Below are 25,554 nucleotides of genomic sequence, written 5' to 3' on the forward strand. Positions count from 1 at the left end.
GGGCATTTATCACCAGATTTGAGGAATATCACCCACCCCCCGTATCCCCCATTAGTACTAGTTAAACAACCCGCTAATTATTTGGAACTTTTTCTACGCCATGCTGTTGTGGCTCGTTAGTTGCTCTACCCCTTGTACCCGCAACAGCTGTCGTCCCGACAATGGAGACGGCGGGGCATCACGCGAGGGGTGAAAAATGAAACGCGCGACACCACCAAGCAATTCCATCGCCCTGCTGCGCAGGTCAAGCCTGCCTTGTGCGATGCTCATTACCCTGACCACCGCCAATGCCGCGCCGCTCGACGATGTCAGCCAGCCACCACCGACAGACCCCTCGGCCTACTCCAATCCCCCGGCCGACCCCAAGGTCGCGCTGGATGCCTTGCTGACCATGCCGCCCGCCAACCAGGGTGCGATAGCCCTGCCCAACGGCGTGTATGGCGACCGCAAAACCCCGCGCGCCGACAACGTACTGCCGCCCAGCCTGCAAACCTCGTTCAAGATCCCCACCAACGGCAAGCCCAGCCCATTGTTCGGGGCCCAGCCGTTCACCCAGCAACTGCTGCTGTTCGAGGAATTCGGCACGGAAAAACTCGACCCGACCCTGCCCGCGCCGCCACTGACATTTCCCGTGCCCCTTGCCGGCCCGGCGCCCCAGCAGGACCCGGACAACATCGCTCGCAGCGGCCCGTCGAGTTCGGCACTGGAAGCCTTCATGCGCCAGCCGGGGCTTTATCCGTTTCCGGCGCAGTACTCCAACGTGCTGGACCGCAACCCGTGGAAATCGCAGATCGAAGCCTTCCTCAATCGCCATCCGGTAGGTTCGCCGGCCGAAGGCCGTCCGCCTGGAAAAGGCTGGTCCCACCAGCGCTGGAACGAGTTCTATCCGCAGGTCGCCTTCAAAACCGTGCAAGCGGGCGCCAAACTCAACGGCGGCATGCGCGACCGCCGGCAATTGCACAACTACGCCGCCGGTGAGTTCGGCCCTGGCGGTCTCTACTACCAGACCTCGGACATCCCGACCACAACGGGTACCACCAAAGGCATCGACACCCGCTTTCACCCCAACATGCCGATTCAGAACCACAAGGCGCTCTGGACTTTCGACGGCACCTTTCCGGTCAAACTGCTGATGGTGCGTTACGGCCAACCGGTGCTGATGCGTCACTACAACGCCTTGCCGATCGACCCTTCGGCCAATATGGGGTTCGGCCTGCACACCCTCAGCACCCACGAACACAACGGCCACTCCCCGGCCGAAAGCGACGGCTATACCAATGCGTTTTTCTTTCCGGGGCAGTACTACGACTATCGCTGGCCGATGCAACTGGCCGGCTACGACACCATCAACACCAAGGCTGAAGACCCTCGCGCAGCATTCCCGTGCGCGCCGGGCGAAACCTTGTTCGTCAACGATGCCACGCCAGGGCTGAAGACCTGCCAGAACGGCACCATCAAGATTCGCGGCGACTGGCGCGAAACCATGAGCACCCACTGGTTCCACGATCACATGCTCGATTTCACCGCGCAGAACGTCTACAAGGGCAACGCGGTGATGATGAACTACTACAGCGCGCTGGATCGCGGTAACGAGGCAATCGAAGACGGCGTCAACCTGCGCCTGCCCAGCGGCTCGGCGCTGCCCTGGGGCAACCGCGACTATGACGTCAACTTGATGGTGGCCGACAAGGCCTGGGATAAGAACGGTCAACTGTGGTTCAACCCGTTCAACACCGACGGCTTCCTCGGCGATCAGATCCTGGTCAACTGGCAGTACCAGCCGAAACTGAAAGTACGGGCGCGCAGCTATCGTTTCCGCATTCTCAACGGTTCGGTGTCGCGTTACTTCAGGATTGCCCTCGTGCGTGAAATCGCCGGAACCGGTGGCGAATTCCCCGGGCCGGCAGGTTCCGGCGTCTCTTATGCCCGCGTGCCGTTCCACCTGGTCGGCAACGACGGCAACCTCATGGAACACGCGGTGCCGTTCGACGGCAGCATGGACCTGGACGGTGACGGCGACCTGCAAAACCATAACGCCATCCTGCCGACCCAAGGCATCGCCGAACGCTACGACATCATCGTCAACTTCGCGAAAAACGGGATCAGCGTTGGCGACAAGCTGTACTTCGTCAACTTGATGGCGCACCAGGGCGGCAGGGGGCCGGAAAAGACGCCCCTGAGCCTGGCCGACGTGATGTCCGGGAAGTACAAGGCGGTGCTCAAGCTGGGCAGCAAAGGGCTGGAATGGGACCAGGGCGACCCCGTGGTCGGCAAGTTCCTGCAACTGGTAGTGCAGCCTTACAGCGGCACGGATGTGAGCATGAACCCGGTTGACTATGAGCCTGCAAAACCGGGCAAGGCGGCCGGCAAGATCATGATCCCGTTGACCCTCAACCGTGACGACCCGACCGTGCAGGCCAAACTGAAACTGGCGCGGCATCGCGAGTTCATCTTCGGTCGTTCCGATGGCACCGACGAAGCGCCATGGACCATCAAGACCGATGGGGGATTTGGCTACACCATGGACCCTCGTCGCCTCAGTGCCGCACCGCAACTGGCCAACGGCCCGACCGATGGCGGCTACAGCGGCGACGGCACCCTGGAAGTGTGGAAAATCAAGAACGGTGGCACCGGCTGGAACCACCCGGTGCACGTGCACTTCGAGGAAGGCATCGTCCTCAGCCGCGACGGCAAGGCACCGCCGGAATGGGAGAAATGGGCGCGCAAGGATGTGTACCGCATCGGCGAAGGCATCGACAGTTCGGTGGATGTGGAAATGGCGATTCACTTCCGCGAGTTTGCTGGAACCTACATGGAGCATTGTCACAACACCCAGCACGAAGACAATTCCATGCTGTTGCGTTGGGATATCGAGCATCCGGGTCAGTTCCAGTTGATGCCAACCCCCCTGCCCGGCTGGGACGGCGTCACCTACGTGAACTCCGCGGCGCTGCCGACCTTCCGCAGTGGCGCAGGCGAGAACAAAAAACCGGTCGCCAAATCCGACAGCGCCTCCAGCAGCAACGGCAAACCGCTGACCATCAATGTCCTGGCCAACGACAACGACCCGGACGGCAATGTGCCACTTTCCGTGGTGGGGCTGACGCAACCGGCCTCCGGCCAGGGCACGGTCAGCACCGACGGTGTGCGTGTGATCTACACGCCGCCGGCCACTGCCCACCCACGATTCACCGCGAACTTTACCTATCAAGCCAGCGACGCCAAAGGCGCGATGTCGTCACCGGCAACCGTGTCCGTGACGGTCGCGGCAGCACGCTGACGGTGACCGCAACGCCCCCCACCGTCGGGCCCGACACCGGGCTCGACGGTGGCCATCCTGCAACAAAAACTGAAAACCGTGAAAAATCTGTCGCTAACGGTTTGTTTTGCCGTAGCCTCTCTCGGCATCTGAATGCAAAATCCTGCCCTGCACACGGCCGTTTACTGTTTTCCCATGCGTAAATTTTTGTACCTGACCTTTTCAATGGCGCTGATCGCCGCCCTGACGACCTACGCCATGTGGGCCGCGGATCGCCCGGCGGGCCATTACCTCTCGGACCTGCGGATCGATCTCGCCGTCGATGAAGGCACGCCCGCCGACCGTGGCAACCTGCTGGGCATCCAGCCCGAGCTGTTCCCCACCGATTACCAAAGCCCCGAGCGCCTGCACCGCAAACTCGCGGCTTATTTGCAAAAGGCCCAGGAACAAGGCTTGCTGAACGAGAAAACCATCGTCGTGCTGCCCGAACATGTCGGCACCTGGCTGATGGTCAGCGGTGAAAAGGATGAGTTGTACCAGGCCACCTCCCTCAAGGAAGCCATGAATTGGCTCGCCGTGAGCAATCCCTTGAAGTTTGTCCGTGCGCTGATGAGCGCCGAGGGCGGCAGTCGCCTGGATGACGCCCACCTGCGGATGAAAGCCAAAGGCATGGCCAAGGACTACCAGGCCTTGTTCGGCGGTTTGGCGAAAGAATTCCGTGTGACCCTGGTGGCAGGTTCCATCGTATTGCCCGAGCCCGTTGTCATCGACGGCACCCTGAAAATCGGTCGCGGCGCGCTGTACAACAGTAGCGTGGTGTTTGGCCGCGACGGCGTGCCGATCGGCCAACCCCAGCGGCAGATGCACCCGGTGTTTGAACATCAGGATGCGATCAAGGCCAATGGCGAGCACACGCTCAACGTTGTTGATACCCCGGCCGGACGCCTGGGTGTGCTGATCGGCATCGACAGTTGGTACCCGGACAACTATCGCAAGCTCGACGATCAGCAGGTACGGATCGTCGCGGTCCCGGCGTTCGTTGCCGGCCGAGGCACCTGGGATCAACCGTGGCGCGGCTACAAGGGCTCTTCGACGCCGGGTTCCGTCAGCCTCAAAGTCGGGGACCTCAGCGAGGGCCAGGCCTGGCACCGCCTGACCTTGACCGCTCAACCGCCCTCCAGCCAGGCAATAGGCGGCATGAGCGTGTTTTTGCGTGGCCAGTTCTGGGATCAAGCCAGCGCCGGCCAAAGCTTTCTCAGTAGCAACGGTCAGCATTTTTCCGACGGCGACGCCCGCGGTGCGCGCCTGCTCAACCTTTGGTTGTAAGCCATGAAACCGCAACCGATGCGACTCGGTGATCTTTCGGTAGGCTTCGTTCACAGCCTGGCCGACGCGGTGCGCAGCCATGGTGTGGACCCGCAGCCCCTGCTGGAACAATACGGCCTCGATGCGGCCCGTCTCGGCGAGGCCGGTGCCCGACTCTCGATTCCACGCTACATGCGCCTGGGCCACAGCGCCATTCAGTTGACCGACAACCCCGCACTCGGCTTGCGCATGGGCCAGTTCAGCCGCCTGAGCCAGGCCGGGCTCGCCGGTGTCACCGCCGCCCAGGCGCCGACGGTGCGCGAGGCGGCGCGCTGCCTGATTCGCTTCGAAGCCTTGTACGGCTCCAACTATCGCGGTCAATCGAGTTTTCACGAAGACCCTCAGGGGGCATGGCTGCGCTTCTACTCCATCAGCCCTTACAACAGTTACAACCGCTTCGTGGTGGACTCGATCATCGCAGGCTGGTTGCAGCAATTATCCAGCGTGAGCCCGGCCCCGCTGCGCGCCGAGCGCATCGAAATCGAGTTCGAAGCACCTGACTACCACGCAGCCTATGACGTGCTGGGCGACTGCCCGATTCAGTTTGGCGCTGAACACAACCAGCTGCGCCTGAGCCTGGCCAGCCTCGCTCAGCGTAATCCGGAGCACTGCCCGAGTACCTGGCGCCACTTGCTGAAGTTGTGTGAACGGGAACTGGAGCAACTGACACGCACCCGCAGCCTGCGTGAACGCATCACTCAATTACTGGGGCCGTTGCTCAATGGTGGCCGGGAACCCGACCTGGAAGAAGTGGCGGCACGCCTGAAGCTGCCCGTCTGGACCTTGCGCCGCAAACTGGCCGAAGAAGGTACGCAGTTTCGCGCGATTCTTAACGACACGCGTCGCGACCTGGCCATGACCTACATCCGCGATACCGAGCTGGCGTTCGGAGAAATTGCCTATCTGCTGGGCTTTGCCTCAGCCGAAGCCTTTCAGCGCGCCTTCAAACGCTGGACCGGCCAGACACCCGGCGAGTTTCGCCGAAGTCATCGACAAACAGCTTGAAGCTGCAGGTCAACCGCTACAAGTTTGAAGCCCGAAAGCAATAATTACAGCTCGGTAGCGTCCTCCGCCGGCTCCGGCGGGTCCAGTTCAAATGCCTGATACTCGAGCAGTTCTTCTTGATAATCGTCCATTTTGAATCCCCCACGGGCTCATTAAAAAAAATGCCTGAATAAATGACCTGCGCCTTGAGCATAAAGTGCCCGAATGAAAGAAAAATGACGCTGGCACGACACTACGTCGCTACTGAATAAAACGTAGCAGGCGCTCAGGAATTTATCACAGGTTTTTTTCGAGGCAGGCCGCAGGACAGCGGTCTGTTTGACGTGGATCAATCTTGCCACCGCCACGGGACCGGCTTTTTTTGCCCGGCCCCGTCACGTCGATCACTGTCCAGTGATCGGCATGGCCTGAATCGGCTCTGAAGGTGGCGGAATGTCGCTCGGGTTGGCCGGTGGCGTGATCGTTTCCGTGGAGGGCTTCGGCTCGGCGTTCGGGGTCGCGGCAATCGGAGCGGCTTCAGGCGGCGGCGCTACCGGCTCGGACGCGACCGGAGCGGCTTCGACCGGTGCCGATGTCGATTGCGGAGCCAAGGCAGCTGGCGCGGGTTCCGGCATGCCCAGCTCGGTTTTCGGCTTGTCGGTGATGTGCGCCGCTTCTTTCACTTCCTTGGGCAGGAACAGTTCGACCAGCGCGAAGAATCGCTCGTAGAACTTGTGCGACGATACGGTTTCACTCGCGATCTTGACCATCGAGTCGTCCGACGAACCGATCGGCATCGACACCGAACCCAGCACGCCTACACCGAGGCTGGCGGAGTTATTGGTCTTCTTCAGCGCATACTGGTCCTGCAGGGCGTTGGCGAACACCGTGGCGTGATGCCCGGCGCTGCCGTCTTCGGCACAGACCACACTGAAACTGATTTCCATGTGGGTCTCGCCGGTCTGCTGGAAGCTCTTGTGCCCGCTGACCAGTTTCGGATCGCTGCTGGTGATGATGTAGCCCTGGCTCAACAGGGCCCGACGAGCGGCTTCGCAGCTTTGCGCGTCGGTCACCGGGTAATTTCGGGAGAAGGTTCCGGAGTCGTCGAAGTTCTCATGCTCATAGATGGCGGCTTTCTTCGACGAGCACCCGGCCGCAGCGGCCAGCACCAGCGCCAGCCCGGCAACACGCATGGGAAGTGATTTAGACATTGAACATCCTGAAGAAAACGATTCGGGGCGTATTGTGCAACAGATCGATGCTTAGCGTCGCATCGATTGTGTCTTAAAACGGTTACAGGGGTGTTGACTCCGATATTAGGCAAAAAGTCCCATACACTCGTCAGCGCGGCTGTAATAAAAAACCCCGGCCTTTCGGCCGGGGTTCTTGTGTAGCGCATCGCTCAGTCCGACATCAGAAACGCTTGATCTCGGCCTGGCTTTCCAGCTGCTTGCGGTAAGCCGCAAAGTCTTGCTGGCCAACACGGGAAGCGAGGAAGCGACGGTATTGAGCCTTCTCTTCTTCGGTCGGTGCTGCGGCCTCGTTGACACCGTTCAGGCGTACGATCATCAGGTTGCCATCAGGCAGGGTCACGCTGGTGAAGGTCGGCTTGTCCTTGGCGGCAGGCTTGGGCATGCGGAACAGCGCCTGCAGCACGGCTGGGTCAACCCCTTCCTGAGCGCGGGTCGCGGCTTCGGTCACTTTCCAGCTCTGCCCGTCGATCGCCTTGTCCAGCGGAGTCTTGCCATCGCGCAGGCTGGTAATCAGCTCATCGGCCTTGGTCTTGGCAGCAGCACTGGCGTGCTCCTTGGCCAATTGGGCGCGAATCGGACCGGCCACGCTTTCCAGCGGCAGCTGCGAAGGCTTGAGGTGTTCCTTGGCGCGCAAGACGATCACGGTTTCCGGATCGAGCTCGATGGCCGTGCTGTTGGCACCCTCTTCCAGCACTTCCTGGCTGAACGCCGCGGTGACCACGGCACGGTTGGCCGCAACGCCCTCCCCGCCTTCACGGCCAAACGGCTTGGACGTATGAACGGTGAGCTTGAGGTCCTGTGCCGGCTGGGCCAGATCGGAGGCTTCGAACGTGGAGTCTTCCAGTTGCTTGGTTGCCTCGACGAAACGCTGCTCGACCTGCTGGGCCTTCAATTCGCGGGTCAACTTGTCTTTCAGGCTGGCGAGCGTTGGCACTTCAGGCGCTTCCACGCCCAACAGCTTGATCAGGTGGAAACCGAAGTCGGTGCGAACCGGCCCGGAAACCTGATCCTTGGCCAGCGAGTACAGGGTTTTCTCGAACGCTGGATCATAGACGCCAGGGCCTGCGTAGCCGAGATCGCCGCCATTGTTGGCCGAACCCGGATCCTGCGAGAACTCCTTGGCCAGGGCTTCGAACTTATCGCCTTTGGCCAGACGTGCCTGGATCTCTTCGATTTTGGCCTTGGCCTGGGCTTCAGTGGTCTTGTCGTTCACTTCAATCAGAATGTGCGCAGCCCGGCGTTGCTCGGACAGGTTCGCGATTTCTTTCTGATACGCCGCCTGCAGGTCTTCGTCCTTGACGCTGACCTGATCAAAGAAGGAAGCCTTCTTCAACTCCAGGTAATCAATGACCACCTGATCCGGTGTCATGAATTCCTTGGCGTGTTCGTCGTAATAGGCTTTGACTTCGTCGTCGGTCAGCTTAACGGCCGCCGGGTCAACCTTGATGCTCAGGGAAGCGAAATCGCGGGTCTGTTTTTCCAGACGGGCGAAGGCCAGAACCTGTGCATCGGTGACGAAGCCGCTACCCGCCACACCGGCGCGCAACTGGCCAATCAGCATTTCCTGGGCCAGCATCTGGCGGAATTGCATACGGCTGTAGCCGAGTTGGCGAATGACCTGATCGAAACGCTCAGGACTGAATTTGCCATCCACCTGGAATTCAGGTGTTTGCAGGATGACCTGGTCCAGGGCCGCTTCGGAGAAAGCGAATTTCGAACTTTCTGCGCCTTGCAGCAGCAGTTTGCGGTCGATCAGGCCTTTGAGAGCCGATTCGCGCAGCATTTTTTCGTCGAGCAAGGAAGCATCGAAATCCTTGCCCAGCTGTTGCATGAGTTGACGGCGTTGCATATCGACCGCCTGGCTCAGCTCATTCTGGCTGATTTCTTCGCCATTGACCTTCGCCGCCTCATTCTTGTGCGTCGTAGCCTTGAAAATGGCGTCGAAACCGGTCAAAGCCATCAGTGCAACGATGACCCCGATGATGGTCTTGGCAATCCAGCCTTGTGAATTGTCCCTGATATTCTGCAGCATGCGTCCCCCATAAACGGTTGAACTTCAAAATTAGGCAACCGTGGAGCGTGGGTAGAATCCGGATAGAAGAAAGGCGCATCCGAGGATGCGCCTTCTCGTAACTGGCGGAGCGGACCGATGACTCGAACTTGCGAGCCTCGGCGTCTCGGACCGGCGACCTGCCGACTGGACTACCGCTCCGCTGCCAGGTCAGGCATGACCCCGACCCGGATAGGTAAAAACCTGAATCGAACTTAGTTGACAGCTTCTTTCAGTGCTTTACCGGCTTTGAAACCTGGTTTTTTGGCTGCCGCGATTTCCAGTGTCTTACCAGTCTGTGGGTTACGACCAATGCGAGCTGGACGATCAGTTACGGAGAAGGTACCGAAACCAACCAGAACAACGGAGTCGCCAGCCTTGAGAGCGCCAGTGACGGATTCGATTACAGCGTCCAGCGCACGGCCAGCAGCAGCTTTCGGGATATCAGCGGATGCAGCGATAGCATCAATCAGTTCCGACTTGTTCACTCTAAGTCCCCTTATATCTATTTGAGTATGATTCTAAGTTTTTTGGTGAAAGCAAAAACGAGTGCTGAATGGCCTACAGACACTTAAGAGCCGCTTTATAACAAGGGCTCTAAAAAACTGTCAAGGAAGCCCCCCAGGCAAATACGTACTAATGCGTGCTAATTCTTTCCTTAGAATCGGACTCGCGCTTTTCATCCTTCGCGACAATCTCCGGAGCCACATCCGGCAAGGGCTCCGGCGCGTATTGCAGCGCAATTTGCAGGACCTCGTCAATCCATTTAACCGGTTTAATCTGGAGATCTTGCTTGATATTGTCAGGAATTTCCTTCAGATCGCGAACATTCTCTTCAGGAATGATCACAGTCTTGATTCCACCACGGTGAGCGGCGAGCAGTTTTTCTTTCAAACCGCCGATCGCCAGTACCTGGCCACGCAATGTGATTTCACCGGTCATGGCTACATCCGCACGCACCGGAATGCCGGTCAATGCCGATACCAGCGCCGTGCACATGCCCACACCGGCGCTAGGACCGTCTTTCGGCGTCGCCCCTTCCGGCATGTGGATATGGGTGTCGCGCTTCTCGTGGAAGTCCAGGGGAATCCCCAGGCTCTTCGCGCGGCTGCGCACCACGGTCAAGGCTGCGGTGATCGACTCGACCATCACGTCGCCCAGGGAACCGGTCTTGATCAACTGACCTTTGCCCGGTACGACAGCGGCTTCGATGGTCAGCAATTCGCCGCCCACCTGGGTCCACGCCAACCCGGTAACCTGCCCGATCTGATCCTGCTGTTCTGCCAGGCCATAACGGAATTTACGCACACCCAGGAAGTGCTCCAGATCGTCTGCGGTGACCTTCACCGAGAAGCGTTTTTCCAGGGCATGCTCTTTGACCGCCTTGCGGCAAACCTTGGCAATCTGGCGCTCCAGGCCACGCACACCGGCTTCGCGGGTGTAGTAACGGATGATGTCGCGGATCGCTTCCTCATCGAATTCCAGTTCGCCTTTTTTCAAGCCGTTGGCCTGAATCTGCTTGGGCGAAAGGTATTTGACGGCGATGTTGATCTTCTCGTCCTCGGTGTAGCCCGGCAGACGAATCACTTCCATCCGGTCCAGCAACGCCGGCGGAATGTTCATGGAGTTCGAGGTGCACAGGAACATCACATCGGACAGGTCGTAGTCGACTTCCAGATAGTGGTCGTTGAAGTTGTGGTTCTGCTCGGGATCGAGCACTTCCAGCAACGCCGACGCCGGATCGCCACGCATGTCGCTGCCCATTTTGTCGATTTCATCGAGCAGGAACAGCGGGTTGCGGACGCCCACCTTTGTCATCTTTTGAATCAATCTTCCTGGCATCGAACCGATGTAAGTACGGCGATGACCACGAATTTCCGCCTCATCACGCACACCACCGAGGGCCATGCGCACGAACTTGCGGTTGGTGGCGTGCGCGATCGACTCCGCCAGAGAGGTTTTACCCACCCCCGGAGGACCGACGAGGCACAACACCGGACCACGAATTTTCTTCACGCGCTTTTGCACGGCGAGGTATTCGAGAATCCGCTCTTTGACTTCTTCCAGACCATAATGGTCGGCATCGAGTATGTCTTCTGCGCGCGCCAGGTCCAGACGGACCTTGCTCTGGGCCTTCCACGGCACCTGAACCAGCCAGTCGATGTACGAGCGCACCACCGTCGCTTCCGCGGACATTGGCGACATCTGTTTGAGCTTGTTCAGTTCGGCCTGAGCCTTGGCAAGCGCGTCTTTTGGCAGGCCAGCGGCATCGATACGCTTTTTCAGCTCCTCGACTTCGTTGTGACCTTCGTCGCTGTCGCCGAGCTCTTTCTGAATGGCCTTCATCTGCTCGTTCAGGTAGTACTCGCGCTGACTGCGCTCCATTTGTTTTTTGACGCGACCGCGAATGCGTTTTTCGACTTGCAGCAGATCGATCTCGGCGTCCAGCAATGCCAGGACATGTTCGACCCGTGCCGATAGATCGATGATTTCGAGGATTTCCTGCTTCTGCTCGATTTTCAGGGCCATGTGCGCGGCCATGGTGTCGACCAGGCGCCCAGGCTCGTCGATGCTGTTGAGCGACGACAGGACTTCAGCGGGGACTTTCTTGCCCAGCTGCACATATTGTTCGAACTGCGACAGCAGGCTGCGAACAAACACTTCCGACTCGCGCTCTGGCGCGTCGGATTCGTCGATCAACGAGACTTCGGCACGGCAATGGCCGTCCACTTCGCTGAAACGCTCGACAGCGCCCCGCTGCTCGCCCTCGACCAGAACCTTGACGGTGCCGTCAGGCAGCTTCAGCAGCTGTAGAACGGTAGCTATCGTACCTACGCGATAAAGTGCGTCTTCACCGGGATCGTCGTCGGCAGGGTTTCTCTGAGCCAGCAGAAGGATCTGCTTGTCGCCCGTCATCGCTGCCTCGAGGGCTTCGATGGATTTCTCGCGCCCCACGAACAGCGGGATAACCATGTGCGGATAAACCACGACATCACGCAATGGCAGGAGAGGCAATTCGATGGTTGTCTTCATGATTTCGCCTCTACGGCGGCCTTAAGGCCGGAAACAGATGAAAGTAAGCTTGAAACCAAGATGGGGGCTCGTCTGGAAAAAAACAAGCGGATAAAAGAATCACTTGAAAGATCAGTGCTTGCGGCAGCGCCTGGGGGCCTGATACATCGGAAAAATCAGTTCGGCTTTCATGCCGTCTTCGCTGGCAAGCCAGCTCCTACAGAAGCCAGCGCCTACACAAGCCAGCCTCGGCACAAGCCAGCTCCCCAATAGTAAAGGGGCCCGAAGGCCCCTTCTTTGTACCGACTGCGTGACGCTTAGGCGTCTGGCGCGGCCTTGGCAGCAGGCTCATTGTTCTCATAGATAAACAATGGCTTGGACTTGCCTTCAATAACGCTTTCGTCGATCACTACTTTACTCACCTCGGACTGCGAGGGAATTTCGTACATAGTGTCGAGCAACACACCTTCGAGAATCGAACGCAGTCCGCGAGCACCGGTTTTACGTTCCAGCGCGCGCTTGGCAACCGACTTCAGCGCGTCAGCCCGGAATTCCAGGTCCACGCCTTCCATCTCGAACAACTTGGCATACTGCTTGGTCAGCGCATTTTTCGGCTCGGTGAGAATCTGCATCAAAGCAGCCTCATCCAGCTCGTCCAGCGTTGCAAGGACTGGCAGGCGACCGACGAACTCCGGGATCAAACCGAACTTGACCAGATCATCAGGCTCGACTTCACGCAGGGATTCACCGACTTTCTTGCCTTCTTCCTTGCTGCGCACTTCCGCGTTGAAACCAATGCCACCTTTGGTGGAACGGTTCTGAATGACTTTTTCCAGACCGGAGAACGCACCACCACAGATGAACAGGATGTTACGGGTGTCGACCTGCAGGAATTCCTGCTGCGGATGCTTGCGACCACCTTGAGGCGGAACGGAAGCGACCGTGCCTTCGATCAACTTGAGCAGGGCCTGCTGCACGCCCTCACCGGAAACGTCCCGGGTGATCGACGGGTTGTCAGACTTGCGCGAGATCTTGTCGATCTCATCGATGTAGACAATGCCCATCTGGGCCTTTTCCACGTCGTAATCGCACTTCTGCAGCAGCTTCTGAATGATGTTCTCGACATCTTCACCCACGTAACCCGCCTCGGTGAGGGTGGTTGCGTCGGCGATGGTGAACGGAACGTTCAGCAAGCGGGCCAGTGTTTCGGCAAGCAGGGTTTTACCCGAGCCTGTCGGGCCGATCAGCAAGATGTTGCTCTTGCCGAGTTCGACGTCGTCATTCTTTTTGTCACGCTGGTTCAGGCGCTTGTAGTGGTTGTACACCGCTACGGCCAGAACCTTTTTCGCACGCTCCTGACCAATCACGTATTGATCAAGGATGCCGCTGATTTCTTTAGGCGAAGGCAATTTATGCGCGCTGCTTTCGGCCTGGGCTTCCTGCACCTCCTCACGGATGATGTCATTGCACAGGTCAACGCACTCGTCGCAGATAAAGACCGAGGGGCCGGCAATCAATTTGCGCACTTCATGCTGGCTTTTGCCACAGAAGGAGCAATAGAGCAGCTTGCCGTTGTCCTCGCCGTTGCGGGTGTCAGTCATTCGTTCGATCCAAATCCGATAGGCTTGCAACACAAGATGAAGGCTATTGCGGGCTTTTTCAAGCCCGCCGGTGATCAGACCAGCCGACCAAGCCTATTTTGAGCTGCTTATTTTAAGCGGGGCGCTGGGTGATGACTTCATCGATCAACCCATACTCACGCGCGGCTTCTGCACTCATGAAGTTATCGCGGTTGGTATCGCGCTCGATTTCTTCAAGCGTGCGCCCGCTGTGCTTGGCCATCAGCGTGTTGAGACGCTCACGTATGAAGAGGATTTCCTTGGCATGGATTTCAATATCCGACGCCTGGCCCTGGAAACCGCCCAGTGGCTGGTGAATCATCACACGCGAGTTCGGCAAGCAGTAACGCTTGCCAGGGGCACCGGCCGTCAGCAGGAACGCGCCCATGCTGCACGCCTGGCCGATACAGGTGGTCGACACGTTTGGCTTGATGAACTGCATGGTGTCGTAGATCGACATGCCCGCCGTCACCGAACCGCCCGGGGAGTTGATATAGAGATGGATGTCCTTGTCCGGGTTTTCCGCTTCAAGGAACAGCAGTTGCGCACAAATCAGGTTGGCCATGTAGTCCTCTACCGGACCAACCAGAAAGATCACACGCTCCTTGAGCAGGCGCGAGTAAATATCGTAGGCGCGTTCGCCACGAGCGGACTGCTCGACAACCATCGGGACCAGGCCGCCTGCGGCCTGGATATCAGAGTTCTGCTGAATATACGAATTACGGAACATGCTCTGCAGTCACTCCCAAAAGTTATGTCTTGAATACGCATAAGCCAGCTCGAAGGCTGGCTTATGGTGTGTACTTCTAACGCAAAAACAATTTAGTCGGCTTTTGGAGCTTCTACCGGCTTGACTGCTTCTTCGTAAGAGACCGATTTGTCGGTCACGCTAGCTTTCTGCAGAACAGTATCCACAACTTGCTCTTCCAGCACAACCGAACGGACTTCGTTCAGTTGCTGGTCGTTCTTGTAGTACCAGGACACGACCTGCTCAGGCTCTTGGTAAGCCGAAGCCATTTCCTGAATCATTTCGCGAACGCGGGTTTCGTCAGGCTTGAGGTCGAATTGCTTGACCACTTCAGCCACGATCAGACCCAGGACAACACGGCGCTTGGCTTGCTCTTCGAACAGCTCGGCCGGCAGTTGATCAGGCTTGATGTTGCCACCGAACTGCTGAACAGCCTGCACGCGCAGACGGTCAACTTCGTTGGACAGCAGAGCCTTCGGCACTTCGATCGGGTTGGTGGCCAGCAGACCGTCCATTACCTGATTCTTGACCTTGGATTTGATCGCCTGGCGCAGTTCGCGCTCCATGTTCTTGCGAACTTCGGTGCGGAAGCCTTCCAGACCGGTTTCCTTGATGCCGAATTGAGCGAAGAACTCTTCGGTCAGTTCTGGCAGTTTTGGCTCGGAAACGGTGTTTACAGTGACAGTGAACTCAGCGGTTTTGCCAGCCAGGTCCAGGTTCTGATAGTCCTCAGGGAAGGTCAGGTTCAGAACGCGCTCTTCGCCGGCCTTGGCGCCGACCAGACCGTCTTCGAAGCCAGGGATCATGCGGCCGGAACCCAGAACCAGCTGAGTACCCTTGGCGGAACCGCCAGCGAACACTTCACCGTCGACCTTGCCGACGAAATCGATGTTCAGTTGGTCTTCGTTCTGAGCGGCACGCTCGGCCACTTCGAAACGGGTGTTCTGCTTGCGCAGGATGTCCAGCATCTTGTCCAGATCGGCATCAGCCACGTCAGCGCTCAGGCGCTCGACGGTGATACCTTCGAAACCGGCAACGGTGAACTCAGGGAATACTTCGAAAACAGCGACGTATTCCAGGTCCTTGCCAGCTTCCAGGGATTTAGGCTCGATCGAAGGCGAACCAGCCGGGTTCAGCTTCTGCTCAACCACAGCTTCGTAGAAGGAAGACTGGATCACGTCGCCTACCGCTTCCTGGCGAGCTTCAGCGCCGAAACGACGCTTGATTTCGCTCATTGGCACTTTGCCTGGACGGAAGCCTGCGATCTTGGCCTTTTGGGCAGTCTGCTGCAGACGCTTGTTGACCTGAGTCTCGATGCGCTCAGCCGGCACGGTGATGCTCATGCGGCGCTCAAGAGCAGAAGTATTTTCAACAGAAACTTGCATGGATATTCCTCGTTGCACAGACGTTGGCCGGCCGTTTCCGACCCCAGAATCAAGGGCATGCATTCTAGTGGGTCAAACTCAAGAAGTCACCCTACTGAAAACGGGTAAAAACGCAGCAGGCAATTTATAGGTGCGAATGCACGGATGCACCTCGCCCCGGTGGCAAATACAGCCAATCACGCCAAGGCTCTGCGCCAACCCTTCTATATATAGAAGAGGTTGCCAATCATCTCCCTGGCAACCGATCTTGCGAGCAAGGCCGGCGGGCAGCGCAGCATCATCGAGAAACATAAATACGACGAAACGCCCTGCCCCTGCAGCCCGGTACCGCAGCCGCCGAATACTCAAACCACTGAAACAAAAAAGGCGCCAGACTATTAAATCTGGCGCCTTTCGAAATATGGGGTGGACGATGGGGATCGAACCCACGACAACGGGAGTCACAATCCCGTGCTCTACCAACTGAGCTACGCCCACCATATTGCGTGCCAAAGAAGCCAAACAACTTCTTTGTGAGCCCCAGCCAGGCCAATCGGCATGGATGACGCTTTATTTGGTGCGGATGAAGAGACTCGAACTCTTACGCCTCGCGGCGCTGGAACCTAAATCCAGTGTGTCTACCAATTCCACCACATCCGCGGATGAAGCCTTTAAAGCAAAGGCGCCAGACTGTTAATCTGGCGCCTTTTCGAAATATGGGGTGGACGATGGGGATCGAACCCACGACAACGGGAGTCACAATCCCGTGCTCTACCAACTGAGCTACGCCCACCATATTGCGCTACTTGTGCCAAAGCTGCCTAATGGCGCACCCGGCAGGACTCGAACCTGCGACCATCCGCTTAGAAGGCGGATGCTCTATCCAGCTGAGCTACGGGCGCCTTATTAATCTGTACCCTTGAAGGACTACAAACTAAATGCTTTCCAGTCTTGCAGAACCTTGATTCCGCTTGACCTTCTTAACCAGTGCTAGGCTGTGCCCGACAAGTGCGACGAATAGTATAGAGCCCCCCGAAGGTCGTCAAATCCTTTTTAAAAAAAATTCATTTAATTAAAGGAGTTAGGGGAATTTGCAGACCAAGCGCCTTTGCCCTCACCGCACGACATGCGAGAATGCGCTCTCTTTTTTTCCCCTCTCGATGGTTAATCACGCGCAATGACTGCACAACTAATCGACGGCAAATCGATCGCCGCCAGCCTGCGCCAGCAGATCGCCCAACGCGTCACCGAGCGTCGCCAGCAAGGCTTGCGCACACCGGGTCTCGCGGTGATCCTGGTCGGCAGCGATCCTGCCTCTCAGGTTTATGTCTCGCACAAGCGTAAAGACTGTGAAGAGGTCGGCTTCCTTTCCCAAGCTTATGACCTGCCTTCCGACACCACTCAAGAAGCGCTGACCGATCTGATCGATCGCCTCAATGACGATCCGGCGATTGACGGCGTCCTGTTGCAGCTTCCTCTTCCCGAACACCTGGACGCGTCCAGATTGCTGGAGCGCATTCGCCCGGACAAGGACGTCGACGGCTTCCATCCTTACAACGTCGGTCGCCTGGCCCAGCGCATTCCGCTGCTGCGTCCGTGCACTCCTAAAGGCATCATGACCCTGCTGGAAAGCACCGGCGCCGATCTGTACGGGATGAACGCCGTGGTGGTCGGTGCCTCCAACATCGTGGGCCGTCCGATGGCGATGGAACTGTTGCTGGCCGGTTGCACCGTGACCGTCACCCACCGCTTCACCAAGGACCTGGCCGGCCACGTCGGCCGTGCCGACCTGGTCGTGGTGGCCGCCGGCAAGCCTGGCCTGGTCAAGGGTGAATGGATCAAGGAAGGCGCGATCGTGATCGACGTTGGCATCAACCGTCAGGAAGACGGCAAACTGGTCGGCGACGTGATCTACGAAACCGCCCTGCCCCGCGCCGGCTGGATCACGCCGGTACCGGGCGGCGTCGGTCCGATGACCCGTGCCTGCCTGCTGGAAAACACGTTGTATGCAGCGGAAACCCTGCACGGCTGAACCTCACTGCCGAGGTAGCCAGCGACTCAAGGAACCCCGCCCATGGCGGGGTTCTTTTTTGCCCGCGAAACAGGATCGACCATCCGCCGGAAAATGACTTTTTTTTCATGTTTCCAAGGACTTTAACGCCACCCTCGAACAACCATCGACAGTTATTCAGCCATACTCCAGAATGTCGCGCCTTTTAAGAAATAGCCCGTTACATATACGGCGTATCAACACTTTATGAGTCTGCCAGCGTGAAAATCCGTCTTTCTATCCTGAGCCTATTTTTTGCAGTTACAGGGACTTTCATCACGCCAATTGCCAGCGCCGGCGAAACCACCGCGGCGCCTCGAGACACCTCGCATCTCAAGATCGCTTCCGGCAGTGCATTGCTGCTGGATCTGCAGACCAACAAAGTCATCTACGCCAGCAACCCTGACGTGGTTGTACCCATCGCTTCCGTCAGCAAGCTGATGACTGGCCTCGTGGTGGTTGAGGCCAGACAGAACATGGACGAGTACATCAACATCAACATCAGTGACACCCCGGAAATGAAGGGTGTGTTTTCCCGGGTCAAACTCAACAGCGAAATGCCGCGCCGGGAAATGCTGCTGATCGCACTGATGTCTTCCGAAAACCGCGCTGCCGCGAGTCTGGCCCACCACTACCCGGGCGGTTATGCCGCGTTCATCGCCGCGATGAATGCCAAGGCCAAGGCGCTGGGCATGACCAACACCCACTTCGTCGAGCCGACCGGCCTCTCGCCGCACAACGTGTCCACTGCCCGCGACCTGAGTAAATTGTTGATCGCCGCGCACAAGTACCCGCTGCTGACGGAGTTGAGCACCACCAAGGAAAAAACCGTGTCGTTCCGCAAGCCCAACTACAGCCTGGGCTTTCGCAACACCGACCATTTGGTCCGTAAGGCAGACTGGGACATCCAACTGACGAAAACCGGTTTCACCAACGAAGCCGGTCACTGCCTGGTGCTGGTGACCCGGATGGGTGACCGCCCGGTTGCCCTGGTGCTCCTTGACGCTTACGGCAAATTCACCCATTTTGCCGATGCCACGCGCATCCGCAATTGGGTCGAAACCGGCAGAAGTGCCGACGTAGCGTCCGCGGCCTTGCAATACAAATCGGACAAGAACCTCAAGCACCGCCAGAGCGGCGTGGTTGAAGCGTCGAAGTAATCTGGCTGCGACCACATGAAAAAGCCCCGAACATTCGGGGCTTTTTTTCGTCGACGATCAGTCGTTGGGCAGCGGCATTTGATCGTCGTCAGGGATGCCATCGCCCTTGCTGGGATCCCTCCATCCCTGCGGATGTTCGCCCGGCACCACCGTCGGACGGGCCAGCGGATCTCGCAACGGGCTGTCCGGATCCATCACCGGATCGACACTTTCTTCAGGGGTGGTCGGAACGTTTTCCGGACGTTTGTCGTTGAAGCTCGAATCGGTAGACATACGCACCTCCATGAGACCTAGGGTTTCAGATCGCCGAGTGGATCATAGGGCTTTGCCGGGGCCTTGGGATTGTCACCCGGTTTCACATCCCTGGGCGCCTTGGCCGGCCCGACAGGATCGACCTGAGGGTCGGCGAGATCCGGGGAGTCGGGATCGAAGCCCAACTCGTCGCCGGACGAATGTTCGGACGAGTGCGGGCCGGAAGGGGTATCGGAATGTGCCATGGACGCCTCCTGATCGCGGCCCGAAACATCCGGGCCTTGAATATCAGATACCACCAGCGTACCGATGTGCCCGGCAGATGACGAACGGGCTTACTGCGCCTTCAAAGCGCCCTTGGCCTTCGCCGCCGCCTGTTCCTGGCCGGCCTGGGCGAGATCATTGGCCGCCTTGAGCCAGCGCTGCTGATCGACTTCGGCCGGAATCTGTGTCGGCGCCTGAATCAGCACCGCCCATCCACCGGCGTCCTTGAAAGCCGATTCGAACGAGCCAAAGCTCATCAGCAATCGCTGATCCATCCCCGCACGCAACAACACGGTCTGCTTCTGACGATTATACCCGGACAGAATCGCATACCGTGGCTCGGCCCAGAGCACGGAGCCCTCGGTAAAGCGCACCATCACCGGGTAACCGGCCGCCACCTGGGTCAACAAGGCTGGCAAGTTGCTGTCCAGGGGATAAACCATCATCCCGTACTCACGGGCCAGGTTCTGCATGTTTTGTTGCAGCTGGGCTTCGGCGCCCGGCAAATGCAACGGCTTATCCAGCAAGCCCGGGGTTATCACGATGCCTTGCTGGTCCAGCATGCTCGCCAGCACTTGCGGCCCGCTCTGATTGGCCACGCCGCGGTAGAACCGGCCGCTGAGTTCGACACGTTCCGGCAGACGCTTGATCTGCGGTGCAACGCTGCCGGCGCAACCGGCCAGGCCAGCGACGCAACCCACGATCACCGCCGCCGATAGAATTCGAGGAATTACCCGCACCATCATCACTCTCTTGTTCAGACGCCGGGCAATCTGCTTCCCGGCTTGGCTGTCGATCATAGGACGCCGCGCGACCGCGGTATAGCCTTAACCGGTAGTTGATTGCGTTGGATAGAGCGAACTGGTTGGTCGCTGTCGACCTTCAGTCAATAGCGTGCAACATGCCAGCGACTAGACTGTCACTTGCAAAGCGTGTGTGCCCGCTGCAGGGCAAAGAGGAGGCACCGATGAGCCTGACAATGACAATCGTGATGTTGATTTGCAGCTGGCTGGCAGTTGCCGCCGCCATGTTATGGGGGGTACTGCGCATTACCCGCCGCCATCATCACCCTGCCCAGCCGGCACCTTTGACGAAAACCGATAAAACCGCCGTGCATCACGCCTCCGCCCACTGATTGGCATTTTTCCACCGCACAAAAAAATCGGCCGCCTGGACTCTTGCGAGTTCAGGCGGCCGTTTCATTCAGCGCCGGTCAGGCTTCAGCGGTTACGCGCTTCTGCTTCGCCCGCCGGGACATCATGTTCAACACCTCGATCGCAGCCGAGAACGCCATCGCCGCATAGACGTAGCCTTTCGGTACGTGGGCGCCGAAGCCTTCGGCGATCAGCGTCATGCCAATCATGATCAGGAAGCCCAGGGCCAGCATCACCACCGTCGGGTTGTCATTGATGAATTTGGCCAGCGGGTCAGCGGCCAGCAACATCACCAGTACCGATACCACCACTGCGATGATCATGATCGGCAAATGCTCGGTCATGCCGACAGCGGTAATGATGCTGTCGATGGAGAACACCATGTCCAGCATCAGGATCTGGCCGATCGCGGCGGCAAAGCCCAGGGTCACGGTCGAGGTCGCGGACTTCGGATCTTCCGGCGCCGGGTCCATGCTGTGATGAATCTCGGTGGTGGCTTTCCACAACAGGAACAGACCGCCGGCAATCAGGATCATGTCTTTCCAGGAGAACGCCTGGCCGAAGATGTCAATCACAGGCTCGGTCAACTGGACGATGAACGCGATGGTGCTCAACAGGCCCAGGCGCAGGATCAGCGCCATGCCGATACCAATGCGTCGTGCCTTCTGCCGGTGCTGCTCGGGCAACTTGTTGGTCAGGATCGAGATAAAGATCAGGTTATCGATGCCGAGCACGATTTCCATCACCACCAGGGTGGCCAGGGCAACCCAGGCTGCGGGGCTGGCGGCTAGCTGTAAAAGGTATTCCATGGGTCAGTCCTGACTCGCTGTAAGACGGTTTAGATTTCCTGGGACGAAGATTCGGTTTTTTCCGCGTCTTTTTCCGATGATTCTTTTTTGCCGATCAACCCACCGGCCGCATCACTGAGCGCTTGCTCGGCGGCTTTGTGGGTATCGTCGATGGCCTGTTTGGCAGTTTCGGCAGCCTTGCCCATCAGTTGCTGAGCGCTTTTTTCGGCCTGGTCACATCCGGCCAGAACCAGTAAGGACGCAATCAGCAGGGCCGTGGATTTAAGCTTCATGATGTTTTCCTCGATAGAACAAACAGACCGTAACGATGGCCCGTTGATAGCGACGCATTCTAGGGGCCTGAACACTTCAGGAAAATTCGTATTTTCAGCGGCTATACTTCGGTTTTTACGAACTGTAGATCACCATGCTCAACTATCGGCAATTGCATTACTTCTGGGTGGTGGCCAAGACCGGCAGCATCGTGCGCGCCTGCGAGCAGCTGAACCTGACGCCCCAGACCATCAGCGGGCAGATATCGCTGCTCGAACACACCTACGGCATCGAACTGTTTCGCCGGGTAGGCCGGCAACTTGAACTCACCGAAGCCGGGCGCCAGACCCTGCCCTACGCCGAACAAATGTTTCAGCTGGGTGGCGAACTGGAGTTGATGTTGCGGGCGCAACCCCATGAACAGCAGATTCTGTTTCGGGTAGGCGTCGCCGATGTGGTGCCCAAATCCATCGTCTATCGCCTGATCGCGCCAATCATGGAATTGAGCGAGCCGCTGCGCATCAGCTGTCGCGAGGACAAACTCGAGCGATTGTTGGCCGACCTGGCGATCCAGCGCCTGGACCTGGTGATCTCCGACAGCCCGATGCCCTCGCACCTGGACATCAAGGGCTACAGCCAGAAACTCGGTGAATGCGGGATCAGCTTTTTCGCCACTACCGAATTGGCAGCGCGCTACGGCCAGGACTTTCCTCGCAGTTTGCACGGCGCGCCGCTGCTGATTCCCGGACCCGAAACCGTGGTGCGCAGCCGCTTGCAACGCTGGTTCGCCGAACAGCAGGTCCAGCCGCAGATTGTCGGCGAGTTCGACGACAGCGCCTTGATGCAGGCCTTCGGCCAATCCGGCAGCGGGATTTTCATCGGCCCGAGCGTGATTGCCGATGAAGTGAAGCGCCAATATGGCGTGGAGGTGATCGGCCAGACCGACGCGGTGCGCGAGTCGTTCTACGCCATTTCGGTGGAACGCAAGGTCAAGCACCCCGGTATTGTCGCCATTACCGAAGGTGCCCGACGCGAGCTGTTTACAGCGCTGTGACGACTTCGCGGGGCTTGAAGGTCATCAACGCGATGGCCAACAGAATCGACGCGAGGATAAACCCGGCGGCGGCAAACCCCAGGCCTTGCAGGCCGACGCTGTCGATCACCCGACCGCCGATCATGGCACCCAGGCCGATCCCGAGATTGGCCCCGGCGATGTTCAGCGACGCGGCGAACGCCGGAGCTTCGGGCGCGGCCTTCATCAGGCGCACATGACTGACCAGGAACAACGCCGCTTGCGTCACCCCCCAGATGCCCATCGCCGCCGCCAGGCCGAAGGGCGAATGAATGTTCGGCACCAGCGTCACCAGGCCGGCAATCATGAACGCACAGAACATCATCGAGGCCACCAGCGGATGACGATCCACCGCGCGCCCGCCCAGCGAATTGCCGATCAGCCCGACCGCGCCGAACCCCATCAGGCACCAGCCAACTACTGTGCCGTTGAAGCCCGCCAGGCGCTCCAGGATGTCCGCCAGGTAGGTGTAGGCAGTGAACATGCCGCTGAACACCACGATCGACAGCAATACATGCCCCACCATCAACGGGCTGCGCAGGATCTTGAACTGCGAGCGGAAGCTGACCTGATGCTGGTGCAGGTTGGTTTTCGGCAGGTAAATAAACAGCAGCAGCGCCTTGGCAAAGGCGATGAACGCCAGAATGGCAAAGGCGCTGCGCCAGCCGAACGCATCGGAAATCAAGGTGCCCACCGGAATGCCGAACACCGTGGCACAGACGATACCGAAGCCGATCTTGGCAATGGCGCGCCCGGCGTAGTCCGGTCCGACGATGTCCACCGCCGTTTCACTGGCCAGCGCCCAGAACACCGGCAAGCCCAATGCCGGAATCAACCGGGCAAAGGCCATCACCCAAATGTTCGGCGCCAGCGCCGCGAGGGTGTTGGCCAGGCCGAACATGATCAACACCGAGATGAACAGCTTGCGGCGCTCGAAGCGGGCGAAATACGCGGTGAGGAATGGCCCGAACGCAGCGACTGTAAAAGCGAACAGGGTCACCAGCAAACCCGCTTGCGGGATGCTGACGTCCAGGTCACGGGCAATGGCTGGCAACAGACCGACAATGATGAATTCCGTGGTCAGCACCGTAAAACCGGCGGCTGACAACAGAAGAATGGGCAACAGCATGCAGAACTCCAGAAAACGACAACACCAGCGATAGCCCGAAGGCTCACTGGCAGACATGAAAATGAGGATGGCGAAGCTTAACAGAGTGTTCGCGACCAGGGTTGCACGAAGCTGCAAATCACGCCGGGCACTTGGGTGGCAGATCGTCACAGGCTCAAGGAACGATACGACGCTGTGATAAAGTCCGCGCCCTTGTGGCGAGGGAGCTTGCTCCCGCTGGCCTGCACAGCAGGCCCATTTGTTGGGGCCGCTTCGCTGCCCAGCGGGAGCAAGCGCCCTCGCCACAGGAATTAGCGCTGGCAATAGCCCCGTGTTCTCCCTTTCGGTTTCCTACCTGCGGACGGCCCTGCTTCTTGCTGCAGACTTGCGAAACCATGCATTTATAAAAAATCCGAGATGCCGTTTTATGACCGCTTCATCCCCTTCTCTATTGCAACGCCTGAAACGCACCAGCCTGGTCACGCAGATCATCATCGGCCTGATCGCCGGGATTGCCCTGGCCCTGATCGCGCCTGAAGCGGCAAAGTCCACCGCCTTCATCGGCAAAGTCTTCGTGTCCGCGCTGAAAGCCGTCGCGCCGATTCTGGTGTTCGTCCTGGTCATGGCCTCGATCGCCAACCACAAGCACGGTCAGCAAACCCACATCCGGCCGATCCTGTTCCTGTATCTGCTGGGCACGTTCGCGGCCGCCGTGGTCGCGGTGGTTGCCAGCATGATGTTCCCGTCGAGTCTTGCCCTGTCCACCCACGACATCGCCGTCACCGCACCGGGCGGCATCGGCGAAGTGCTGCAAAGCCTGCTGCTCAGCGTGGTCGACAACCCGGTCAGTGCGCTGATGAACGCCAATTTCATCGGCATTCTGGCCTGGGCCATCGGCATGGGCGTTGCCATTCGCCATGCTGGTGATACCACGCGCGAGGTGCTGGGCGACCTCTCCAACGGTGTGACGGTGATCGTGCGCCTGGTCATTTGCTTTGCGCCGCTGGGGATTTTTGGCCTCGTGGCCTCGACCCTGGCCACGTCCGGTTTCGGCGCCCTGATCGGCTACGCGCATCTGCTGGCCGTATTGCTGGGCTGCATGCTGTTCGTGGCCTTGGTGATGAACCCGGTCATCGTGTTCTGGAAGCTGCGCCGCAACCCGTATCCACTGGTGCTGATGTGCCTGCGCGAAAGCGGCATCACCGCGTTCTTCACCCGCAGTTCGGCGGCGAACATTCCGGTCAACCTTGAACTGAGCAAGCGCCTGGGCCTGCACGAAGACACTTACTCGGTGTCGATTCCGCTCGGCGCCACCATCAACATGGCCGGTGCGGCAATCACTATCACCGTGCTGACGTTGGCGGCGGTGCACACCCTGGGCATTGCCGTGGACATTCCCACGGCCATTCTGCTGAGCGTCGTCGCAGCCATTTGTGCCTGTGGTGCCTCGGGTGTGGCCGGTGGTTCGCTGCTGCTGATCCCGCTGGCGTGCAGCCTGTTCGGCATCCCCAGCGAAATCGCCATGCAGGTGGTGGCGGTCGGCTTCATTATTGGTGTGCTGCAGGATTCGGCGGAGACGGCGTTGAATTCGTCCACTGACGTATTGTTCACGGCAGCGGCTTGCCTGGGTGAAGAACAGAACGCGAAACGTCTGGCCTAAACCAAGCCCCCTGTGGGAGCGAGCCTGCTCGCGAAGGCGATAGGCCAGACACCAATATATCGACTGACACGCCGCTTTCGCGAGCAGGCTCGCTCCCACAGAAAGAATGAAAAAGCCCG

The 25,554-nt window shown here is 58.7% G+C and carries 21 protein-coding genes and 4 tRNA genes; 8 read left to right on the forward strand and 17 right to left on the reverse strand.

Annotated features, from left to right (window positions below; genetic code table 11):
- The first annotated feature begins 196 nt into the window (after positions 1-196).
- From LAB08_RS20185 to LAB08_RS20195, 3 genes are all read left to right on the forward strand, one after another.
- On the forward strand, positions 197-3,280 hold the full coding sequence (locus LAB08_RS20185; protein WP_254007482.1) for an Ig-like domain-containing protein: 3,084 nt from the start codon (positions 197-199) through the stop codon (positions 3,278-3,280).
- A 174-nt stretch (positions 3,281-3,454) separates the two neighbouring features.
- The gene (locus tag LAB08_RS20190) at positions 3,455-4,585 is read left to right on the forward strand and encodes a nitrilase-related carbon-nitrogen hydrolase (protein ID WP_096515279.1); all 1,131 of its coding nucleotides are present in this window, start codon (positions 3,455-3,457) and stop codon (positions 4,583-4,585) included.
- A 3-nt stretch (positions 4,586-4,588) separates the two neighbouring features.
- Positions 4,589-5,629 (forward strand): AraC family transcriptional regulator, encoded by a 1,041-nt coding sequence (locus LAB08_RS20195; RefSeq protein WP_096510037.1) that lies wholly within the window; start codon positions 4,589-4,591, stop codon positions 5,627-5,629.
- A 383-nt stretch (positions 5,630-6,012) separates the two neighbouring features.
- On the opposite strand, the gene LAB08_RS20200 is transcribed toward LAB08_RS20195, so the two are convergent.
- The 11 genes from LAB08_RS20200 to LAB08_RS20250 form a co-directional block, all read right to left on the reverse strand.
- Positions 6,013-6,819, reverse strand: coding sequence for a DUF2242 domain-containing protein (locus LAB08_RS20200; protein ID WP_096510036.1), 807 nt, complete (start codon positions 6,817-6,819; stop codon positions 6,013-6,015).
- A gap of 202 nt (positions 6,820-7,021) precedes the next feature.
- Complete coding sequence (locus tag LAB08_RS20205) at positions 7,022-8,893, reverse strand: SurA N-terminal domain-containing protein (RefSeq protein WP_096510035.1); 1,872 nt, start codon at positions 8,891-8,893, stop codon at positions 7,022-7,024.
- A 233-nt stretch (positions 8,894-9,126) separates the two neighbouring features.
- The gene (locus LAB08_RS20210) at positions 9,127-9,399 is read right to left on the reverse strand and encodes an HU family DNA-binding protein (RefSeq protein WP_002552737.1); all 273 of its coding nucleotides are present in this window, start codon (positions 9,397-9,399) and stop codon (positions 9,127-9,129) included.
- Positions 9,400-9,547: 148 nt separating this feature from the next.
- Positions 9,548-11,944: an endopeptidase La gene (gene lon, locus LAB08_RS20215; RefSeq protein ID WP_096510034.1), complete on the reverse strand. Its 2,397-nt coding sequence runs from the start codon at positions 11,942-11,944 to the stop codon at positions 9,548-9,550.
- 296 nt (positions 11,945-12,240) lie between these two features.
- On the reverse strand, positions 12,241-13,524 hold the full coding sequence (clpX, locus tag LAB08_RS20220) for an ATP-dependent Clp protease ATP-binding subunit ClpX (RefSeq protein ID WP_096510033.1): 1,284 nt from the start codon (positions 13,522-13,524) through the stop codon (positions 12,241-12,243).
- Positions 13,525-13,636: 112 nt separating this feature from the next.
- Positions 13,637-14,272: an ATP-dependent Clp endopeptidase proteolytic subunit ClpP gene (gene clpP, locus LAB08_RS20225; RefSeq protein ID WP_008034105.1), complete on the reverse strand. Its 636-nt coding sequence runs from the start codon at positions 14,270-14,272 to the stop codon at positions 13,637-13,639.
- 92 nt (positions 14,273-14,364) lie between these two features.
- Positions 14,365-15,675 carry a trigger factor gene (gene tig, locus LAB08_RS20230; protein ID WP_096510032.1) on the reverse strand — a complete coding sequence of 437 codons (1,311 nt, stop codon included), beginning with the start codon at positions 15,673-15,675 and terminating at the stop codon, positions 14,365-14,367.
- A 401-nt stretch (positions 15,676-16,076) separates the two neighbouring features.
- Positions 16,077-16,152: transfer RNA gene (locus LAB08_RS20235), tRNA-His, on the reverse strand.
- 77 nt (positions 16,153-16,229) lie between these two features.
- Positions 16,230-16,314, reverse strand: a tRNA-Leu gene (locus LAB08_RS20240).
- Positions 16,315-16,371: 57 nt separating this feature from the next.
- A tRNA-His gene (locus LAB08_RS20245) sits at positions 16,372-16,447 on the reverse strand.
- A gap of 32 nt (positions 16,448-16,479) precedes the next feature.
- Positions 16,480-16,556, reverse strand: a tRNA-Arg gene (locus LAB08_RS20250).
- Positions 16,557-16,831: 275 nt separating this feature from the next.
- Here LAB08_RS20250 and folD point away from each other — a divergent pair.
- Together folD and pbpG are read left to right on the forward strand one after the other, a co-directional pair.
- Positions 16,832-17,686 (forward strand): bifunctional methylenetetrahydrofolate dehydrogenase/methenyltetrahydrofolate cyclohydrolase FolD, encoded by an 855-nt coding sequence (folD, locus tag LAB08_RS20255; RefSeq protein WP_096510031.1) that lies wholly within the window; start codon positions 16,832-16,834, stop codon positions 17,684-17,686.
- A gap of 239 nt (positions 17,687-17,925) precedes the next feature.
- Positions 17,926-18,864, forward strand: a complete 939-nt coding sequence (gene pbpG, locus LAB08_RS20260; protein ID WP_096510030.1) for a D-alanyl-D-alanine endopeptidase — start codon at positions 17,926-17,928, stop codon at positions 18,862-18,864.
- Between the two features lie 57 nt (positions 18,865-18,921).
- Here the strand turns inward: pbpG and LAB08_RS20265 are convergent, their stop codons facing one another.
- The 3 genes from LAB08_RS20265 to LAB08_RS20275 all read right to left on the reverse strand — a co-directional run bounded on the left by LAB08_RS20265 (position 18,922) and on the right by LAB08_RS20275 (position 20,180).
- Positions 18,922-19,137, reverse strand: coding sequence for a hypothetical protein (locus tag LAB08_RS20265; protein ID WP_096510029.1), 216 nt, complete (start codon positions 19,135-19,137; stop codon positions 18,922-18,924).
- A gap of 17 nt (positions 19,138-19,154) precedes the next feature.
- Positions 19,155-19,361 (reverse strand): DUF6021 family protein, encoded by a 207-nt coding sequence (locus tag LAB08_RS20270; protein WP_096510028.1) that lies wholly within the window; start codon positions 19,359-19,361, stop codon positions 19,155-19,157.
- A 90-nt stretch (positions 19,362-19,451) separates the two neighbouring features.
- Positions 19,452-20,180, reverse strand: a complete 729-nt coding sequence (locus LAB08_RS20275; RefSeq protein WP_096510027.1) for a C39 family peptidase — start codon at positions 20,178-20,180, stop codon at positions 19,452-19,454.
- Positions 20,181-20,347: 167 nt separating this feature from the next.
- On the opposite strand from LAB08_RS20275, the gene LAB08_RS20280 reads away from it, so the two are divergent.
- The gene (locus LAB08_RS20280; protein ID WP_172901578.1) at positions 20,348-20,515 is read left to right on the forward strand and encodes a hypothetical protein; all 168 of its coding nucleotides are present in this window, start codon (positions 20,348-20,350) and stop codon (positions 20,513-20,515) included.
- A gap of 78 nt (positions 20,516-20,593) precedes the next feature.
- Here the strand turns inward: LAB08_RS20280 and LAB08_RS20285 are convergent, their stop codons facing one another.
- Complete coding sequence (locus LAB08_RS20285) at positions 20,594-21,343, reverse strand: TerC family protein (protein ID WP_096510026.1); 750 nt, start codon at positions 21,341-21,343, stop codon at positions 20,594-20,596.
- 29 nt (positions 21,344-21,372) lie between these two features.
- Positions 21,373-21,615 (reverse strand): hypothetical protein, encoded by a 243-nt coding sequence (locus tag LAB08_RS20290; protein ID WP_096510025.1) that lies wholly within the window; start codon positions 21,613-21,615, stop codon positions 21,373-21,375.
- A 134-nt stretch (positions 21,616-21,749) separates the two neighbouring features.
- Here LAB08_RS20290 and nhaR point away from each other — a divergent pair, with 134 nt between their 5' ends.
- Positions 21,750-22,649, forward strand: coding sequence for a transcriptional activator NhaR (nhaR, locus tag LAB08_RS20295; RefSeq protein ID WP_096510024.1), 900 nt, complete (start codon positions 21,750-21,752; stop codon positions 22,647-22,649).
- On the opposite strand, the gene LAB08_RS20300 is transcribed toward nhaR, so the two are convergent.
- The gene (locus LAB08_RS20300) at positions 22,636-23,796 is read right to left on the reverse strand and encodes an MFS transporter (RefSeq protein WP_096510023.1); all 1,161 of its coding nucleotides are present in this window, start codon (positions 23,794-23,796) and stop codon (positions 22,636-22,638) included. The genes nhaR and LAB08_RS20300 overlap by 14 nt on opposite strands.
- 406 nt (positions 23,797-24,202) lie before the next feature.
- Here LAB08_RS20300 and sstT point away from each other — a divergent pair, with 406 nt between their 5' ends.
- The gene (sstT, locus tag LAB08_RS20305; protein ID WP_096510022.1) at positions 24,203-25,435 is read left to right on the forward strand and encodes a serine/threonine transporter SstT; all 1,233 of its coding nucleotides are present in this window, start codon (positions 24,203-24,205) and stop codon (positions 25,433-25,435) included.
- The last annotated feature ends 119 nt before the right edge of the window (positions 25,436-25,554 follow it).

This window comes from Pseudomonas izuensis, assembly GCF_002356535.2.
GTDB classification, from domain to species: Bacteria; Pseudomonadota; Gammaproteobacteria; order Pseudomonadales; family Pseudomonadaceae; genus Aquipseudomonas; species Aquipseudomonas izuensis.